Consider the following 17,251-nt stretch of genomic DNA (forward strand, 5'->3'; position numbering starts at 1 on the left):
GCTTAATAAAAAACCACCTATGGGTGGTTTTTTATTTACCTGGTTTATCTAGTTGAAAAACTACCGGTGCATCTTCATCCACTTTGCTTACAGGTGCCTCAGATTTAAGCTCATCACCCTCAGTGAAATTAAAGTCTTGACTCTCCACTACTGCTGCAGGCTTATCCAGGAGGGTAGTCACTAGCGCTGGAAATGCCGCCACAATTACTACCATGATGAGTTGCAGGACAACCCAAGGTAATGCACCCCAGTAGATATCGCTACTCTTGACTTCTTTTGGCGCAACGCCACGCAAATAGAACAGCGCAAATCCAAAAGGTGGATGCATAAATGAGGTTTGCATATTGACGCAGAGTATGACGCCGAACCACACTAGTGCAGCGCTGGCGGCTGCCTGGGGATTGCCATTCATGGAGGCGAGCAATACTGGTGCAAGCAGTTTGACTGCGACTGGTGCAAGTAGCGGCACTACGATGAAGGCGATTTCAAAGAAGTCTAAGAAGAACGCCAAAAAGAAAACAAACAGATTTACCGCTACCAAGAATCCAACCCAGCCGCCTGGCAGATTGGAAAATAACTCCTCTACCCAGTGACCGCCATCAACTCCCTGAAAGACAACCGAGAAGCAGGTGGAGCCAATCAAGATGAAGATGACCATCGCAGTAATGCGCATGGTGTTTTGATAGGCCTCTTGTATCAATCCCCTGAGATTAGGAATGCTTGCCCTACGTATCCAGGCTAAAAGTAATGCACCCATTGCACCCATCGCACCAGATTCAGTGGGGGTGGCAATACCGGTCATGATGGTTCCCAGCACCAAGAAAATCAGCACTGCCGAGGGAATGATCCCCATGAGGCACTTCTTCCAGAGCGCCAAGCCCTTAAGGGTAAGTTCGTTTTCTGGGGCGGCCGGTAAGTAGTCGGGTCTAAAACGAGAGAGGAAGAATGTATAGAGGGCAAAAAGACCGATTTGCAGTAGCGAAGGACCCCAAGCGCCGAGATACATGCTGCCCACATCAGCGCTGCCGCTTTGAGTCTTTAACTGGTCAGCCAACACAATCAACACCAAAGAGGGTGGCACTAGCTGGGTAATCGTCCCAGAAGCCGCTAAAACGCCTGTAGCGTAGCGCATGTTGTAGCCATAACGCATCATCACTGGCAGAGAGATCATAGCCATAGCGATCACCTGAGCAGCTACAGTGCCAGTAATCGCCCCGAGAATGAATCCCACAATAATCACTGAGTAACCAAGACCACCCCGAATACGCCCAAAGAGCTGCCCCATAGAGTCCAGCATTTCTTCGGCAAGGCCACAACGTTCTAGGATGGCGCCCATGAAAGTAAAGAAAGGAATTGCTAGTAAGAGATCATTGGCAAGTACACTACCAAAGATGCGCTGAGGAATGGCTTGCAAAAACGGCATGCCAAAGAAATTCTCAGCAATTGCAATACCAGCAAAAAATAATCCTGCAGCCATCAAAGAAAAAGCTACCGGAAAGCCAATCAACATAAACACAATGAGTCCGCCAAACATGAGCGGTGGCATCCATTCAAGCGGAATCATTGCAGGGGCTTTTCATAATGGAGATCGGCGGCAGGCAATGTCTCTTTACCTTTGAGGGCGCCAATACGTTTAATCATTTCCGATAGGCCTTGAAGGCTCAGCATGAAAAAACCAAAAGGTAGTACAAACTTAATGGGGTAGCGCGATAAACCGCCTGCATTGAGTGAATGTTCTGAGACTAACCATGAGGGATAAAACAACGTCGTCCAAGATAGCCATGTAAATAATATGCAGGCTGGCATCAAAAAGACAGTCAAACCAAAGAGGTCGATATAAAGACGTCCGCGATCCGAAAGCTGCGAGTAAATTAAATCGACTCGAACATGTTCATTGCGTTTGAGAGTGTATGCGGCACCCAGCATGACAGCAGCAGCAAAGAGGTACCACTGTAATTCCAGTGGCCAGTTGTTGCTGATATCTAGACTGTAGCGGAGTAGGGCATTGGTGGCCGATACGACGCAAGATAGCAATATCATGATGCTGGCCATCTTGCCCAGGAATTGATTTAGACGATCAATTCCTGTTGAGAGCGTTCCCCAAAAGCCCATGCAATTTAGAGATCTGCACGACCCCGTTTGATTGCAGCCAGCACTTGCGCTGGAGCTGTACCGCCAGCATGTTGGCGAGAATTCACAGAACCATCTACGGTCAGCAAGGCAAAGACATCGTCACCCATTAACTCAGGACGATTGTCTAAGCCGCAAGCAAAGCGCAATTCAGGCAGGCTGAGGTCGGTGAGCATGCAATTGCGACCAACGCAGGCTTTCACAGCATGAGCCACTGCTTCATGAGCATCACGGAAAGCCAAGCCTTTCTTAACTAAGTAATCAGCTAAGTCAGTTGCAGTGGCGAAACCTTCTTCAGCAGCAGCTTTCATCACATCCGCTTTGACTTGTATGTGCGGAACCATGTCAGCAAAGATGCGCAATGTATCTTGTACGGTATCAACTGCATCAAACAAAGGCTCTTTGTCTTCTTGGTTATCTTTGTTGTATGCCAATGGCTGGCTCTTCATCAAAGTTAATAAAGAAATCAAATCACCATATACGCGACCAGTTTTTCCACGAGCTAATTCAGGTACATCGGGGTTTTTTTTCTGCGGCATGATCGAGCTGCCGGTGCAGAAGCGATCCGGTAGATCGATAAAACCAAAGCGTGGACTAAGCCATAGCACCAGCTCTTCAGATAGGCGAGATACATGCATCATCAAAATAGATGCGAACGCACAGAATTCAATCGCAAAGTCGCGATCCGATACCGCATCAAGCGAGTTATTGCAGATGCCATCAAAGCCTAGAATCTTGGCCACCTGCTCGCGATCAATTGGGTAAGTTGTTCCGGCTAAAGCGGCAGCACCTAGCGGCAGTCGATTGAAGCGGGCGCGAAGATCTGATAGGCGGCTAGCATCACGACTAAACATTTCGTAATAAGCCATCAAGTGATGACCAAAAGTAATTGGTTGCGCTACTTGTAAGTGAGTATGGCCAGGCATGATCGTGGCAGAGTGTGTCTCTGCAAGATCGAGCAAGGCGATGCGTAAAGTTTTGAGGGTGGCAGCGATTTGATCAACACTCCCACGTAACCAAAGACGCAAATCTGTAGCTACTTGGTCATTACGTGAGCGACCAGTATGAAGACGCTTGCCAGCATCACCCACCAATTCAGTGAGACGGGCTTCGATATTCAGGTGTACATCTTCTAAGGCGAGTTGCCAGTTGAATTCTCCAGCCTCAATTTCACCTTTGATCTGAGCCATGCCTTTTTGGATATCTGCTAAATCTTGGGCGCTGATAATTTTTTGGGCGGCTAGCATCTCAGCGTGCGCTAAGGAGCCGGCAATATCGACTAAGGCAAAACGTTGATCAAAGCCAATGGAAGCGGTATAACGCTGTACCAGTTCGTCAACGGGTTCGTTAAAACGCGCTGACCAAGCTTGGGCTTTGTTAGAAAGGGAATTTTTTGATGAGCTCATAAACGCAGTATATTGGTGTAGGTCTTTGATTATTTTAAATGTTATGTCCCAAACCCCCATTTCCAGCTCTACCTCCCCCAAATCTGGCGCCCCTCAGCGCCTGGTAATCGCCTCCCGTGAGAGTCGACTCGCTATGTGGCAGGCTGAACACGTCCGAGATTGTCTTAAAAGGCTCTATCCAGCTTGTGACGTCCAGATCCTGGGAATGACTACCCGAGGTGATCAAATACTGGATAAGGCCCTCTCTAAGGTGGGTGGTAAGGGCTTATTTGTGAAGGAACTCGAAACCGCTCTAGAGGATGGTCGAGCTGATTTGGCGGTGCACTCCCTGAAGGATGTGCCCATGGTCATGCCTGAGGGTTTTAATTTGTCCTGCGTCATGGCACGGGAAGATGCGCATGATGCCTTTGTCTCAAATGACTACGCCAGCCTAGAAGATTTGCCAAAAGGTGCCGTGGTCGGCACCTCCAGCTTGCGGCGTGAGTCAGTACTGAGATCGAAGTTTCCGCATTTAGTGATCCAGCCTTTGCGTGGCAATTTAGACACTCGCATGGGCAAACTCGATCGTGGTGAATATCAGGCCATTATTTTGGCTGCCGCCGGTCTCAAGAGATTAGGTTTGGAGAGTCGTATTCGTGCACAACTGCCGATTGATCCTTATACGCCGGCTGCTGGGCAGGGCGCGCTCGGTATCGAAACTTTGAGTCAGCATCCCAATATTAAAGAGTGGCTTGCGCCACTCAATGACCTGCCAACCCTCTATGCAGTGACTGCTGAGCGTATGGTGTCACGCCAATTAGGTGGCTCTTGTGAAGTGCCTTTGGCTGCCTATGCCACCTGGGATCAAGATCACATGAACATTCGATCTTTTGTTGCCAGTGTCGATGGCACCGCAAGTTGTTTGGCTAGCGCACAGGGCACTGTGAAGAGTTTGCAAGATGCTGAAGCGCTAGGTCTTTCTGTAGCGCGTGATCTGATTTCTCAAGGCGCTGAGCGTTTATTGCCTAACGGTTTGCCTAAGTAAAACTCCATGAGTAATAAGACCATTGTCATTACCCGTCCTAGCGGACAGGCACGTCAATTGTCGGAAGCGCTTCAGGCAAGCCTGCTCAAGAGTGGCTTTACTTCAGAAAGTGCACCTAAGATTATTTCCTTACCCTTACTGACGATTGCCCCGAGGGGTGATGATGTGTTGGTAGGGCAGATCAAGATCGCACTCAAGACGGCAGACTTAGCCATCTTCGTGAGTCCGAATGCCATTGAATGCACGATGCGATTACTCGAGCAATCTTGGCAGGGTTTCTCTGACCAGCCGTTGCCAATTGGGGTGATGGGGGGTAGTAGCATGTCCGCCCTCAAAAATCATGGAATTGGTATAGAGGGCAATCCCACAGAAGTCATTCTTCCTCAGAATAATGCGCAGTGGGATTCAGAGGGCTTGTGGGCTGAACTACAGAAGCTGGGCTGGGATTGGTCCACCAAGAAAGTCATTATTTTCAAAGGTGAAGGTGGCCGCGATTGGCTAGCTGATACTTTAAAAAATGCTGGTGTGCAAGTTGAGGCATTCTCAGTTTATGCACGCGTACCCTTAGATCTCAACAGTCCTGCCTGGAATGCAATCCATGAGATGGATTTTGCACAATCTCTTTGGCTTCTGACCTCCTCTGAGGCAGTGCGCTATTTAGGCCAGGCAAAATTGCCACTCGATCTCGCAACTGCCATTTGCCCGCATCACAATATTACCGATACTGCAGAGCAAATTGGTTTTGGTGAGGTGTTTACCTGTGAGCCTGGAGATGAAGCTCTGATTGCTGCATCCCAAGCTTGGCTAGCTATTTAATTGCGGTGGTAGTTGAGCAAAGCCGGCAGAAATACTTCGCTCACTAAGAGTGGGCGCCCTTTAAGTTGATATAGCGTACGTCTTGCCCAACTCACTGTCGGGAGCTCTGGATATTGCTGAAAACATTTTTTCCATAAGACGCTTTGTTTATCTAAGCGAGCAATTTCACGGAGCGGTTTCTTTTTAGCGTGCATGCGTGTTTTGGCAAAGAGTACAGCGCCTAATGGCTTCTTGCCTAAGCGCAGAACCTCATGATTGCTACCGCTTGAGCTGCTGGTGGGGATGATGCTGTGTGCCATCACTAGCGGGATGCCGTCAGCACAAAGCAGTACCTCTCGAATACGACAACGTTTGATTCTGAAATGAAAATAGCGACTTTCGTCGCTATTCAGGTTTTGGCGGCAATCTCGCAGCACTAGTACTTCTAGCTTCTGTCCGATTGCACGTTCAATTTTTTGGGTTAAAGAACCAGTATCACTGAGCCAAGGCTGCCACTCGCGTGGCGCTTGATGCAGTTCACCGGAATCGACTCGATTCCATGCAGAACGGAGACGACGACGGTGAAGCATTTTTAGTTGCCGCTAAAGCTTCTGCGTTGACCGCCAGTTTTGGGTTTAGCAAAACGTGGACCAGCGGACGGACGTGAGTCACCAGAGCGATTACCACCAGCAGGACGTGAGTCACCTGAGCGTGCAGGGCGTGAATCAGCAAAACGGTTACCACCAGCAGGACGTGAGTCACCAGATGGACGGGAATCACCAGAGCGAGATTCAAAATGATTGCCTGAGCGATTGCCACCGCCTCCGCCACCAGAACGAGACTCTGAACGAGCGCCTGAACCATAACGACCACCGCCACCACCAGAGCGATTGCCGCCGCCAAAGCCGCCACCAGAGCGACCGCCACCTGGGCGACCACCGCCACCACCAAAGCTAGGCTTGGCTTGTGGCTCTAAGCCAGCGATGACTGAGGCAACGATATCTTGCTGTGTAAAGCGTTCGATATTGCGAATCTTGGCGCGATCACGATGTTCAACCAAAGTGATAGCAACACCATTGCGACCCGCACGACCAGTACGACCAATACGATGCGTATAGTCTTCTGGTTTCATTGGTAAGCCAAAGTTAATCACGTGACTAATACGTGGTACATCGATACCACGAGCCGCTACGTCAGTCGCAACCAAAATCTTGGTGTGACCTTTACGCAAAGACTCCAGACGACGCATACGAACAGCTTGAGGCATTGCACCGTGCAAGGCACTAGCTTCGTAACCATTGGCACGTAATGTGTCAGCAATTTTTTCGCTTTCAACTTGAGTGCTTGCAAACACAACAGCTTGGTCCAAAGAGGCATCAGCCAAAATGTGCTCAAGCAATTTATGCTTGTGTGACATGCTGTCAGCCCAGTGGAGCTTCTGCTCAATGTTTGCGTGCTTTTCACCAGCATGAGCAAGCTCAATACGTTTGGCGTTAGTAGTCAACTCGTTTGCCAAAGACATAATCTTTGGAGCAAAAGTTGCAGAGAACATCAAAGTTTGGGTGCGAGCAGCGCAACGCTTATCAATTGCCTCAAGATCATCAGCAAATCCCATGTCGAGCATGCGATCAGCTTCATCGATAACGAGTTGTTTAACGTCATCCAAGCGAATTGCTTTGCTGTCGGTCAAGTCGAGTAAACGACCAGGAGTTGCGACAACTAACAACGCGCCTTTCAGGGCTTGGATTTGCTTGCCGTAAGGCATGCCACCCATAACGGTTGCAATGCGGATACCTTTCATGCCACGAACTAAGTTCACTGCATCTGCGGCAACCTGTTGAGCTAATTCACGAGTAGGGCAAAGCACCAACACTTTAGGTTGTGCGCGGCCTGGTACAGGTGAGCCATTCGGGTTGTCTTCGATGAGTTGATTAATCAAAGGCAATAAAAAGGCTGCGGTTTTACCGCTACCGGTTTGGCTGCTGACCAATAAGTCACCACCAGCAAGAGCAGCAGGAATAACCTGAGCTTGTACTGAAGTAGCTTGGGTGTAACCCAGCTCAGCAACGTTTTTAAGGAGTGATGCCGCGAGGGCAAAATTCTGGAACTCAGTTCCAGTAGGATTGGTTTCTTTAGAAAAAGTCATGCTATTACACATCCCGTTCAAGGGATGTCTCCGTGTATACACTCTCTGTTTTTTATTGAGTGTGATGGTCAAAGGCATCGACCATCAGACAGGCGGCAGCGCGTTTTTTAAACTTCGGTGTTTATAACTTCTAAACGGTACGCTGAAATATAGCTGGGGGGCGATGAATCAAATTGCTTTAAAAAGCCTCCTATTATGGCATTTTGAGAACCTAATTACAAGGGTTTTCCCGAATTAATTGTGAGCAATCTGGTTAACGCAACCATCGCAATAGGCGTTCCACACCTTTGCCATAGGGTGGTCTGGCTAATTTAGTGCCACTTAAGAAGGGGAGGCCAAAGAACCCGCGAACCTCTAAAACAGATTTGCGGTGGCTAAACGCCTCAAAACCTGCTTTGCCATGATAGGCGCCCATACCGCTTGCACCAATGCCACCAAATGGTAAATCTTCTACAGCGGCATGTAGTAAGGTGTCATTGATCGTCACGCCACCTGAGCGAGTCTCATTCAGAATACGTTGCATCACCTTTTTGTCTTTACCAAACCAGTACATAGCTAATGGCTTTGGACGTTCATTGATATAACGGATGGTTGAATCGGTATCGTTGATTGCCAAGATTGGCAGGATGGGTCCGAAAATCTCTTCTTGCATGATGAGTGCATCTTCAGAAATATTGAAGAGGGCCACCGGAGTGAATGGTAGCTCTGAATTGCTGTGAGATGAGATGAGTGGAATTGCCTGCGCACCACGATCTACCGCATCTTGAACTAGCTGATGCCAACGTGCAAGCTGATGTTCATCAATAGCACCAGTGAACTCCTCTAGATTAGAGAATTGTTTTTGTGCTGCATTTTGTAACTCTTGGATAAATACCTCGGAGTCACTTGCATGAACAATTGCGTAATCCGGTGCAATGCAGGTTTGCCCGCCATTCACTAGCTTGCCGTAAATGATGCTGGCAGCAGCATCTTTGAGTTTGGCTGAGGGGTCAACAATCGCTGGTGATTTGCCACCTAGCTCAAGGGTAATCGGTGTCAGGTGATCTGCTGCTGCACGCATCACCTTTTTACCAACTTCTCCTGAGCCAGTAAAAAAGAGATGGTCAAACGGGAGTGCTGCAAAAGATTCTGCAACATCCATACCTCCAACGCTGACACAAAACTCGCTAGGGTGAAAATATTCCTGAATCAATGTTGCTAAGAATCCGGATGTACGTGAGCTTCTTTCTGAGGGTTTGAGCCAAACGCGGTTACCTGCCGCAAAAGCGGCAATGGCCGGAACTAGTGCTAGTTGGACCGGGTAATTCCAAGGACTCATGATGCCCACGACGCCCATCGATTGCATTTGCGTCCAAGCCTGAGAGGAGCCCAAGAATCCTGGTGTCGCCACAAGTTGCGGCTTCATCCAATCTTTGAGGTGCTTGCGAACATGTTTGCAAGCCTGATAAATCATTTGAAACTCCAGTAGTCGACTCTCAATGGAGTGACGAGTACCAAAGTCTGCAGCCAAGACTTTGCAGATTTTTTCTTCATTGGCGGAAATCATTTTCTCAATCCGCCCAATGCGCTCAAGGCGAACCTCTAACATAGGGTTCGGTTCTGCGGCGTAAGCCGCCTTAATTTCATCTAATTGGAGTGTGAAGCGATTTATGGACATGGGTTTCTGTATGGCAAGCAAATGATTGAATAAGGTATTAGGATAAAGGTATGAATGAAACTATCCTTAAAAACTACCCATCTCTTGAGCGCGCCACTTTGGGTGGTGGCTGTTTCTGGTGTCTGGACGCGGTTTATCAGCAAATTTCTGGCGTAAGCGCTGTAGTTTCAGGTTATGCCGGGGGTGCAATGCCAAACCCGAACTATGAAGCCATTTGTTCTGGTCAAACCGGCCATGCTGAAATTGTCGACATTTACTTTGATCCGACGGTGGTGTCTTATCGTGATTTATTGGAAGTCTTTTTTGTTATTCACGATCCAACCACTTTGAACTATCAAGGCAATGATCACGGAACGCAGTACCGTTCAGTCATTTTTACTCATAGCGATAGTCAAAACGTATGCGCCCATGAGGTAGTCAAAGAGTTGGTGGATGCCAAAATCTACTCCAGCCCGGTAGTAACTCAAATTGATGTAGCGCCTGTTATTTATCCGGCTGAAGACTATCACCAAGATTACTTCCGTCAGCATCCGGGGCAGGGATACTGCATGGCAGTTGTTGCGCCTAAACTGGCGAAATTTAGAGCAAAATTCCAATCTTTAATTGCGTCGGAGTTTCGCTAGGGCAATCTTTTTAAGGTGCTAATCGAGCAATTCGCCACTCAGCTCCATCGAGCTGATAGTGAATGCGGTCATGCAGGCGTGAAGGACGGCCTTGCCAGAATTCAATTTCAGTAGGGTGCAGGCGATACCCACCCCAATGCTCTGGTCTTGGTGGCTTATCTCCAAAATCTGCTGCAAAACGCTTTTCAGCTTCTTCTAAAAATTCTCGATTTGGAATCTCAGAACTTTGCGGTGAAGCCCATGCTCCAATTCGGGAGGCTGCTGGGCGCGAGTGGAAGTATTCATCGCTCTCGGCAGGGCTAACACGCTCAACTACACCTTTGATGCGAACTTGACGCTCTAGCTCATGCCAATGGAACAACAAAGCAGCATGAGGGCGAGCAGCTAATTCTTTGCCTTTTTGACTTTCGTAATTGGTAAAGAAGGTAAAGCCAGCGCCATCCGCACCTTTTAGTAAGACAATACGGGCTGATGGATTGCCTGCCGCATCTGCTGTTGCCAAGGTCATTGAATTAGGTTCGGGACATTCAGCCTTGACCGCCTGATCAAACCAAAGCTGAAATAGGCTCAGTGGATTCGGTGGAACTTCAGTCTCTGAAAGCTGGCCAAAGGTATAGTTTTTGCGGAGTTGAGCGATGGAGTCCATTTTTTCAGTATAAAGAGAAGCTATGGCAGAAGACAAGATAGAAGATAGCGCAGAAGATCGTCGTTTTGGGGGTGTAGCTCGGCTATATGGTCCAGAGCTGCGAGAGCGCTTTCGTCATGCGACAGTAGTGGTGGCTGGACTGGGCGGTGTGGGCTCTTGGGCTGCAGAAGCATTGGCTCGTACTGCGATCGGCCATCTTGTCTTGATTGATTTTGACCATATCGCCGAAAGCAATACCAATCGTCAATTGCATGCTTTAGAGGGTGAGTATGGGAAAGCAAAAGTGCAAGCGATGACGGATCGTATTCGCCAAATTAATCCCGAGATGACGATCACTAGTCATGACGCATTTTTAGAGCCAGAAAACTTAGATGCTTTGATTCCAGAAAATGCAATTGTGTTGGATGCAACGGATTCAGTGCAAACCAAAATTGCCTTAGCGGTTTGGGCCAATAAAAATCAGCGTGCTCTAGTCATGTGTGGGGCAGCAGGTGGAAAATCAGATCCGACTTCTGTACGTTGTGATGATCTTTCTAGAACCGAGCAAGACGCTTTATTGGCAAAGGTACGTCAGGGTCTCAGGCAGGATCATGGTTTTTCTAGAAATCTGAAGAGAAAAATTGGTATTCGTGCCATTTACTCTCATGAGCCACGTGCAGGCGTTGCTAGTGGTGGACTTGCCTGTTCTGGTTATGGGTCAACCGTGATGGTGACTGCAGCCTGTGGTTTAGCCGCTGCTGCTGAAGTTTTAAATCTGATCGCTACTCAGTAGTCATTTTTTCAAATCCGTCGATAAATCCTTAGGGGGAATCCCTGTAGGAAATTACGGATTCTGATGTCATCCCAAATTTAATAGTTTCCCAGCAAGCCTTTGCGTACGCAGAGCTCCCATGTATTGCACATCACATTTATTTGTTTAAGCACTTTGTGCATTTTTATCCCCTAGTGTAGAAGCGCAGTCCTCCCTAGACTTTGCCTCGTTGGTGATTGACCAACGACAAATCGAAAGGAGGTCTCTTTTGCAGACTGAACAAACTGGTTTACAGCGTCACCTCAAGGTGCGGCACATTCGCCTCATGGCATTGGGGTCCACTATCGGCGTTGGCTTATTTCTGGGCTCGGCAAGCGCGATTCAAATCGCAGGACCTTCAATCTTGTTGGGATATCTGCTGGCAGGTATTGTTGCCTTCATCGTGCTTCGCACCTTGGGGGAGATGGCGGTGCATGAACCAGTCGCAGGTTCTTTTGCTGCATATGCCAACACCTACGTGGGGCCGCTTGCGGGCTATATGGTTGGGTGGGGCTACTGGACTTACTGGATCGTCGTCGGCATAGCCGAAGTCACCGCAGTTGGTATCTATATGGGGATTTGGTTTCCTGAGACACCACAGTGGATCTGGGCCTTATCTTCCATCTTGATGATGGGCCTGATCAACCTCATTGCCGTAAAAGTGTTTGGTGAGTTTGAGTTTTGGTTTGCTCTGATCAAAGTGGTTGCTATTGTGGCCATGATTGCTTTGGGTGGCTCAGTTATTTTCTTTGGCTTTACCAACGACTGGCATCCAATTGGCCTTGCTAACTTATGGCAGCACGGCGGCTTCTTTCCTAACGGTATTAGTGGGATGTTGCTGTCCTTGCAGATGGTTTTATTTGCCTACGTTGGCATTGAGATGATTGGTCTATCTGCTGGTGAAGCAGAGAATCCTCGCAAAACCATTCCAATGGCAATTGACTCCTTAGCATGGCGCATCTTGATTTTTTACATGGGTGCGATCCTGGTCATCTTGGCGATCTTCCCTTGGAATGAGGTTGGTCAACAAGGAAGTCCATTCGTGGTCATGTTTGAGCGGATTGGTTTGCGTGAAGCTGCGGGAATCATTAACTTTGTAGTCATTACCGCTGCCTTGTCATCTTGTAATGCCGGCATCTTTAGTGGGGGGCGACTCTTGTATGCACTATCGGTTAATGGCTATGCACCATCCCCATTTGCCAAACTATCGAAGTATGGGGTGCCACATCGCGCAGTGATGGCAACGGTAGCAGTTTGTATGACGGGAGTAGTGCTTAACTACTTCGTTCCAGACAAAGCATTTCAATACATCATGGCCGCAGTGACTTTCGTTGGTTTGATGGTGTGGATTGCAATTTTGATCACGCAAATTCAATTTCGTCGCTCACTGACAAAAGTCCAGGTTGCTGAGTTGGCGTACCGCACACCCTGGTGGCCCTATTCCTCGTGGTTCGCATTGGCATTTATTGCTTTGGTAGTGGTGTTGATGGGTTTTCATGAGGATGCACGGATTGCTCTGGTCTTGGGCCCGTGTTTATTAGCTGTGTATCTCGCCATGTTTTACATCGTTGGCTTGCATCGCAAAACAAAACTGAGTCGTGTATTCAAATAAGGAGACATAAATGATTATTGGCGTACCTCAAGAAGTAAAAAATAATGAGTTTCGTGTTGGCTTAACTCCAGGCAATGTGCGGGGTTTGTGTAAACAAGGTCACTCCGTTTTAGTTCAGCGTGGAGCAGGGGAGCAAATTGGCTTGAGTGACGAATCCTATCGTTTGTCAGGAGCCACTTTAATTAATAGTGCTGCTGAAGTTTTTGCTAAAGCCGAAATGGTGGTCAAGGTGAAGGAGCCTCAGCCGCAGGAATGTGCGATGTTGCGTGAAGACCAAATTCTCTTTACCTATTTACATCTCGCACCAGATCCACAGCAGACCAAAGCCTTGCTCGCTTCAGGCGCAAGTTGCATAGCCTATGAGACAGTTACTTCAGTTAGTGGTGCTTTACCTCTCTTGGCTCCAATGAGTGAAGTGGCAGGCAGAATGTCTATTCAAGCTGCCGCTAGCCACCTGGAGAAAACAAACGGAGGTTTGGGAATACTCATGGCGGGAGTCCCTGGAGTAGCCCCAGCTAAGGTGGTCATCTTGGGTGCGGGCGTTGTCGGGAGAAATGCTCTACAGATGGCGGTTGGCATGGGGGCAGATGTTTGTATCTTCGATCGCAATATTGATTGTTTGAGGCAGATAGATATCCTCTATGGCAATCGTGTGAGAACGTTTTATGCAGACCCTCTCTTGGTGGAGCTAGAAGTTTGTGAGGCGGATGTGGTCATTGGTGCAGTGCTGTTACCAGGCGCTGCTGCGCCAAAGTTAGTAACTCGTGAGATGGTGCGCAAGATGAAGGCGGGTGCAGTAGTGGTGGATGTAGCAATTGATCAAGGTGGTTGTTTTGAGACATCTAAGCCCACAACCCATACTGATCCTACCTTTATTGTGGATGACGTTCTGCATTACTGCGTAGCAAATATGCCAGGTGCAGTTGCTAGAACTTCCACTTTTGCGTTGACGAATGCAACCTACCCGTTCATTGAGGCATTGGCAAACAAGGGTATGGCGAAAGCCCTCGCATACGATCATCATCTGCGCAATGGTTTGAGTGTTCATCGAGGCAGTCTTACATCTGAGCCAGTAGCTAAAGCGCAGAAAGTCGACTTTATTCCAGCAGAAGAGTTGTTAGTGGTCTAGAGCTTGTAATGCAGTTCTAGGGATCGAATGTTTCGGGAGTCTAGGCTCCCGAACTTTCCTCTATCATTCTAGAAATGGACTTTTCTGCATTCGCACTTTCTACTGGCGTAGTCGCTCTCGCTGAGATGGGGGATAAAACGCAATTACTCTCCTTGATGCTAGCTGCGCGTTACCCAAAGCAGGCGCTCGCCATTATTGGCGGCATATTAATTGCGACGATTGCCAATCATGCCTGCGCTGCTTTACTAGGACATTGGCTCACTACCTTTATCAGCCCAGATCTCCTCAAGTGGATTTTGGGTTTGAGCTTTTTGGGGATTGGACTTTGGCTGCTGGTGCCGGATCACATAGATGATGCAGCAGGATCAAAAGTAGCCGATAAGGCGTTCCAGGTATTTATGCTGACTGTTGGACTCTTTTTCTTGGCGGAGATGGGGGATAAGACCCAGATCGCCACAATCGCCTTGGGCGCGAAATATACCGATGTCTTTTCTGTGACGCTTGGCACCACTTTGGGGATGATGTTGGCTAATGCCCCAGCTGTTTGGATTGGCCAGAAATTCACCAAGCGGATGCCCATTAAATGGGTGCATGCTGTAGCTGCCGTCACGTTCATCGCCATCGGTATTGCCACCCTGGTCTGGGCTTAGGCCAAATTTTTCTGCGGGGCTTAAAATTGCCCTATGAAAACTGATCTGCCACAGAGCTTTCGCAGGCTTGAATACCGCGCTCCCAATTACACCTTTTCACAGGTTGAGCTAGACATTGCCTTAGATCCCGCTAGAACGATTGTGAAGAGTCGTCTAGAGGTTCTGCCTGGCGCTGCCCATGAGGTAGGTGCGCCTTTGTTACTTCAAGGCCATGAACTCGAGTTCGTGAGTTTGCGCATCAATGGTGAGGCCCATCGCCAGTTTGAGCTCACACCAGAGGTCCTGACTATTCATGCATTACCTAATGAAGGTAAGCAAGCCTTCGTCGTGGAGATCATCTGTGTCTGCGTGCCCGAGAAAAATACTTCACTCATGGGTCTGTATGTCTCCAATGGTAATTTCTTTACTCAGTGCGAGGCTGAAGGATTTAGAAAGATTACCTACTTCCTTGATCGGCCGGATGTCATGGCGCGTTATCGTGTGACGCTCCGCGCTCGTGAGGCAGAGTGCCCAGTGTTGTTATCGAACGGCAACCTGATCAGTACTGAAAAGTTACCGAATGGTTGGCACAGCGCTGTTTGGGAAGATCCGTTTCCAAAACCATCTTATTTGTTTGCCTTAGTTGCCGGTAAATTGGAATGTATTGAAGAAACTATCACTACCAGTAGTGGTGCAAAAAAGTTGTTACAGATTTGGGTTGAGCCGCATGACTTGAAAAAGACCCGTCATGCGATGGATTCTTTAATTGCATCCATTCATTGGGATGAAAGACGTTACGGACTCGAGCTGGATCTTGAGCGCTTCATGATTGTGGCGGTGAGTGATTTCAATATGGGTGCAATGGAAAACAAGGGGCTCAATGTTTTCAATACCAAATTTGTACTTGCCCAGCCAGAGACGGCAACAGACGCTGACTTCGCCAACATCGAAAGCGTAGTCGCTCATGAGTACTTCCACAACTGGACTGGCAACCGAGTGACTTGTCGTGATTGGTTTCAGCTCTCTCTTAAGGAGGGTTTGACTGTATTCCGTGATCAAGAGTTTTCTGCTGATCAAATGGGTAGTGAGTCCGGTAGGGCGGTGAAGCGCATTGAAGATGTACGTTTATTGCGTCAGCTGCAGTTCCCCGAAGATGCGGGTCCAATGGCGCATCCAATTCGCCCCGACGAGTACCAAGAGATCAATAACTTTTACACCGTAACGGTGTACGAGAAGGGTGCTGAAGTTGTGCGCATGTACCAAACCCTATTGGGTGTTGAGGGTTTCCGGAAGGGTATGGATCTTTACTTCAAGCGCCATGATGGTCAAGCAGTTACTTGTGATGATTTCTTGCTAGCAATGGCTGATGCCAATGGTCGCGATCTTTCACAATTCAAAAATTGGTATAGCCAAGCGGGCACTCCTAAAGTCAAGGTAGAGGAATCTTATGATGCGGATAAAAAGCAATATCAAATTACTTTGACGCAAAGCCCTTCGGCAAATGTGGCACAAAAAGATAGCAAGCCTTTTCATATTCCGCTGAAGATGCGCTTACTAACTCCTGCTGATGACCAGGCTGAGACTCTATTAGAGTTAACTCAGGATCAGCAAACCTGGACTTTTGATCATGTGGCAAGTCGCCCAGTGCTGTCGATTAACCGCAATTTCTCAGCCCCGATCAATTTAGATTTTGATCAAAGCGAGGCTGATCTGCTCACCATGTTCTCGAGTGATGACGATGCCTTTAATCGTTGGGAAGCAGGCCAAAAGCTGGCAATGCAAATGATTCTGGGTAATCGACTGCCTGATAAGGCTTTGATTGAGGCTTACCGCACCCTCTTAACTGATCCCGAATTAGACCCTGCGTTCAAAGAGCTGGCGCTGACTTTGCCAGCCGAGACCTACTTGTATGAGCAATGCGCGAGCGTGGATCCTCAGCAAATTTATGCTGCCCGTCGCGCTTTCCGCCACGCTATTGCAAGTGAGTTGCGTATCGAATGGGCTGCCCTATATCAGCAGATGCAAACACCAGGCCCATTTAATCCGGATGCAGTAAGTGCTGGTAAGCGTGCACTTAAGAATCTTGCACTCAGCATGTTGCTTGAAGCCGATCCGCTGATCTGGGCGCCAATGGCGGTCAATCAATATCAGAATGCTGACAACATGACTGACCGATACGCTGCCTTAGCTGGTTTAGTGATTCATGGATCAAAATCTGCTGCAGCCTGTTTAGATGATTTTTATACACGCTTTGCGGATGATGCTTTAGTGATTGATAAGTGGTTTGCATTGCAATCGAGTAGACCACCAGTAGCTAATGCCGAATCTACCTTGAATGAAGTGAAGCGTTTGCGTGAGCACGAGGCTTTTAAAATGAACAATCCCAACCGGGTTCGGAGTGTCATTCATGCGTTTTGCATGAATAATCCTGCCAGCTTTCATCAGGTAGATGGAAGTGGGTATGCATTTTGGGCGGAATCGGTTCTGGCTTTAGATGCAATTAACCCGCAAGTTGCCGCTCGCTTAGCTAGAGGTTTAGATCGCTGGTGTCACTTTGCAAAGCCTTACCAAGATCACATGCTGACAGCCCTGAAGCAGGTAGATGCTTGCGAAACCCTCTCTGCAGATGTGAAAGAGGTGGTTTCTAAGGCTTTGGCGAATTAA

15 protein-coding genes are annotated in these 17,251 nt (G+C 48.2%); 8 read left to right on the forward strand and 7 right to left on the reverse strand.

The genetic code is table 11. The annotated features are described in order from the left end of the window. Nucleotides 1-31: 31 nt before the first annotated feature. Genes AOC19_RS02300 through argH form a run of 3 tightly spaced genes read right to left on the reverse strand, consistent with a single transcriptional unit; the run spans nt 32 to nt 3,536 of the window. On the reverse strand, nt 32-1,564 hold the full coding sequence (locus tag AOC19_RS02300; protein WP_215377246.1) for a TRAP transporter large permease: 1,533 nt from the start codon (nt 1,562-1,564) through the stop codon (nt 32-34). Further along, nucleotides 1,561-2,112: a TRAP transporter small permease subunit gene (locus AOC19_RS02305; protein ID WP_215377248.1), complete on the reverse strand. Its 552-nt coding sequence runs from the start codon at nt 2,110-2,112 to the stop codon at nt 1,561-1,563. Before AOC19_RS02305 ends, AOC19_RS02300 begins: the two co-directional genes overlap by 4 nt. A gap of 5 nt (nt 2,113-2,117) precedes the next feature. Continuing rightward, nucleotides 2,118-3,536, reverse strand: a complete 1,419-nt coding sequence (argH, locus tag AOC19_RS02310) for an argininosuccinate lyase (protein WP_215377250.1) — start codon at nt 3,534-3,536, stop codon at nt 2,118-2,120. Between the two features lie 43 nt (nt 3,537-3,579). Between argH and hemC the strand changes: the two genes are divergently transcribed. Both hemC and AOC19_RS02320 read left to right on the forward strand, forming a co-directional pair. Further along, nucleotides 3,580-4,560: a hydroxymethylbilane synthase gene (gene hemC, locus AOC19_RS02315; protein ID WP_215377252.1), complete on the forward strand. Its 981-nt coding sequence runs from the start codon at nt 3,580-3,582 to the stop codon at nt 4,558-4,560. Nucleotides 4,561-4,566: 6 nt separating this feature from the next. Continuing rightward, complete coding sequence (locus tag AOC19_RS02320) at nt 4,567-5,376, forward strand: uroporphyrinogen-III synthase (protein ID WP_215377254.1); 810 nt, start codon at nt 4,567-4,569, stop codon at nt 5,374-5,376. Here the strand turns inward: AOC19_RS02320 and AOC19_RS02325 are convergent. The 3 genes from AOC19_RS02325 to AOC19_RS02335 form a co-directional block, all read right to left on the reverse strand. Then, nucleotides 5,373-5,945: a chorismate--pyruvate lyase family protein gene (locus AOC19_RS02325; protein ID WP_215377255.1), complete on the reverse strand. Its 573-nt coding sequence runs from the start codon at nt 5,943-5,945 to the stop codon at nt 5,373-5,375. The two genes, AOC19_RS02320 and AOC19_RS02325, sit on opposite strands and share 4 nt — an antisense overlap. A gap of 2 nt (nt 5,946-5,947) precedes the next feature. After that, nucleotides 5,948-7,501 carry a DEAD/DEAH box helicase gene (locus AOC19_RS02330; RefSeq protein ID WP_215377257.1) on the reverse strand — a complete coding sequence of 518 codons (1,554 nt, stop codon included), beginning with the start codon at nt 7,499-7,501 and terminating at the stop codon, nt 5,948-5,950. A 253-nt stretch (nt 7,502-7,754) separates the two neighbouring features. Continuing rightward, nucleotides 7,755-9,158 carry a coniferyl aldehyde dehydrogenase gene (locus AOC19_RS02335; protein ID WP_251368064.1) on the reverse strand — a complete coding sequence of 468 codons (1,404 nt, stop codon included), beginning with the start codon at nt 9,156-9,158 and terminating at the stop codon, nt 7,755-7,757. A 50-nt stretch (nt 9,159-9,208) separates the two neighbouring features. Here AOC19_RS02335 and msrA point away from each other — a divergent pair, with 50 nt between their 5' ends. Further along, entirely contained in the window at nt 9,209-9,781 is a 573-nt protein-coding gene (msrA, locus tag AOC19_RS02340; RefSeq protein ID WP_215377259.1) for a peptide-methionine (S)-S-oxide reductase MsrA, read from the forward strand. A 10-nt stretch (nt 9,782-9,791) separates the two neighbouring features. Here msrA and pdxH read toward each other — a convergent pair whose 3' ends face one another. Beyond that, nucleotides 9,792-10,427, reverse strand: coding sequence for a pyridoxamine 5'-phosphate oxidase (gene pdxH, locus AOC19_RS02345; RefSeq protein ID WP_215377261.1), 636 nt, complete (start codon nt 10,425-10,427; stop codon nt 9,792-9,794). Between the two features lie 22 nt (nt 10,428-10,449). On the opposite strand from pdxH, the gene AOC19_RS02350 reads away from it, so the two are divergent. From AOC19_RS02350 to pepN, 5 genes are all read left to right on the forward strand, one after another. Next, nucleotides 10,450-11,199 (forward strand): tRNA threonylcarbamoyladenosine dehydratase, encoded by a 750-nt coding sequence (locus tag AOC19_RS02350; protein ID WP_215377263.1) that lies wholly within the window; start codon nt 10,450-10,452, stop codon nt 11,197-11,199. 247 nt (nt 11,200-11,446) lie between these two features. Then, nucleotides 11,447-12,829 (forward strand): amino acid permease, encoded by a 1,383-nt coding sequence (locus AOC19_RS02355; protein WP_215377264.1) that lies wholly within the window; start codon nt 11,447-11,449, stop codon nt 12,827-12,829. A 10-nt stretch (nt 12,830-12,839) separates the two neighbouring features. Then, nucleotides 12,840-13,958, forward strand: a complete 1,119-nt coding sequence (ald, locus tag AOC19_RS02360; RefSeq protein ID WP_215377266.1) for an alanine dehydrogenase — start codon at nt 12,840-12,842, stop codon at nt 13,956-13,958. Nucleotides 13,959-14,032: 74 nt separating this feature from the next. Further along, nucleotides 14,033-14,608: a TMEM165/GDT1 family protein gene (locus AOC19_RS02365; protein WP_215377268.1), complete on the forward strand. Its 576-nt coding sequence runs from the start codon at nt 14,033-14,035 to the stop codon at nt 14,606-14,608. Nucleotides 14,609-14,641: 33 nt separating this feature from the next. After that, nucleotides 14,642-17,251: an aminopeptidase N gene (gene pepN / locus AOC19_RS02370; protein WP_215377270.1), complete on the forward strand. Its 2,610-nt coding sequence runs from the start codon at nt 14,642-14,644 to the stop codon at nt 17,249-17,251.

The sequence above is a fragment of the Polynucleobacter asymbioticus genome (assembly GCF_018687575.1).
Classification (GTDB): Bacteria; Pseudomonadota; Gammaproteobacteria; order Burkholderiales; family Burkholderiaceae; genus Polynucleobacter; species Polynucleobacter asymbioticus_C.

What these genes read in the sequence shown, in the direction of transcription:
- AOC19_RS02300 (WP_215377246.1), bottom strand. Translation starts at nt 1,564, where the DNA reads ATGATTCCGCTTGAATGGATGCCACCGCTCATGTTTGGCGGACTCATT.
- AOC19_RS02305 (WP_215377248.1), bottom strand. Translation starts at nt 2,112, where the DNA reads ATGGGCTTTTGGGGAACGCTCTCAACAGGAATTGATCGTCTAAATCAA.
- argH (WP_215377250.1), bottom strand. Translation starts at nt 3,536, where the DNA reads ATGAGCTCATCAAAAAATTCCCTTTCTAACAAAGCCCAAGCTTGGTCA.
- hemC (WP_215377252.1), top strand. Translation starts at nt 3,580, where the DNA reads ATGTCCCAAACCCCCATTTCCAGCTCTACCTCCCCCAAATCTGGCGCC.
- AOC19_RS02320 (WP_215377254.1), top strand. Translation starts at nt 4,567, where the DNA reads ATGAGTAATAAGACCATTGTCATTACCCGTCCTAGCGGACAGGCACGT.
- AOC19_RS02325 (WP_215377255.1), bottom strand. Translation starts at nt 5,945, where the DNA reads ATGCTTCACCGTCGTCGTCTCCGTTCTGCATGGAATCGAGTCGATTCC.
- AOC19_RS02330 (WP_215377257.1), bottom strand. Translation starts at nt 7,501, where the DNA reads ATGACTTTTTCTAAAGAAACCAATCCTACTGGAACTGAGTTCCAGAAT.
- AOC19_RS02335 (WP_251368064.1), bottom strand. Translation starts at nt 9,158, where the DNA reads ATGTCCATAAATCGCTTCACACTCCAATTAGATGAAATTAAGGCGGCT.
- msrA (WP_215377259.1), top strand. Translation starts at nt 9,209, where the DNA reads ATGAATGAAACTATCCTTAAAAACTACCCATCTCTTGAGCGCGCCACT.
- pdxH (WP_215377261.1), bottom strand. Translation starts at nt 10,427, where the DNA reads ATGGACTCCATCGCTCAACTCCGCAAAAACTATACCTTTGGCCAGCTT.
- AOC19_RS02350 (WP_215377263.1), top strand. Translation starts at nt 10,450, where the DNA reads ATGGCAGAAGACAAGATAGAAGATAGCGCAGAAGATCGTCGTTTTGGG.
- ald (WP_215377266.1), top strand. Translation starts at nt 12,840, where the DNA reads ATGATTATTGGCGTACCTCAAGAAGTAAAAAATAATGAGTTTCGTGTT.
- AOC19_RS02365 (WP_215377268.1), top strand. Translation starts at nt 14,033, where the DNA reads ATGGACTTTTCTGCATTCGCACTTTCTACTGGCGTAGTCGCTCTCGCT.
- pepN (WP_215377270.1), top strand. Translation starts at nt 14,642, where the DNA reads ATGAAAACTGATCTGCCACAGAGCTTTCGCAGGCTTGAATACCGCGCT.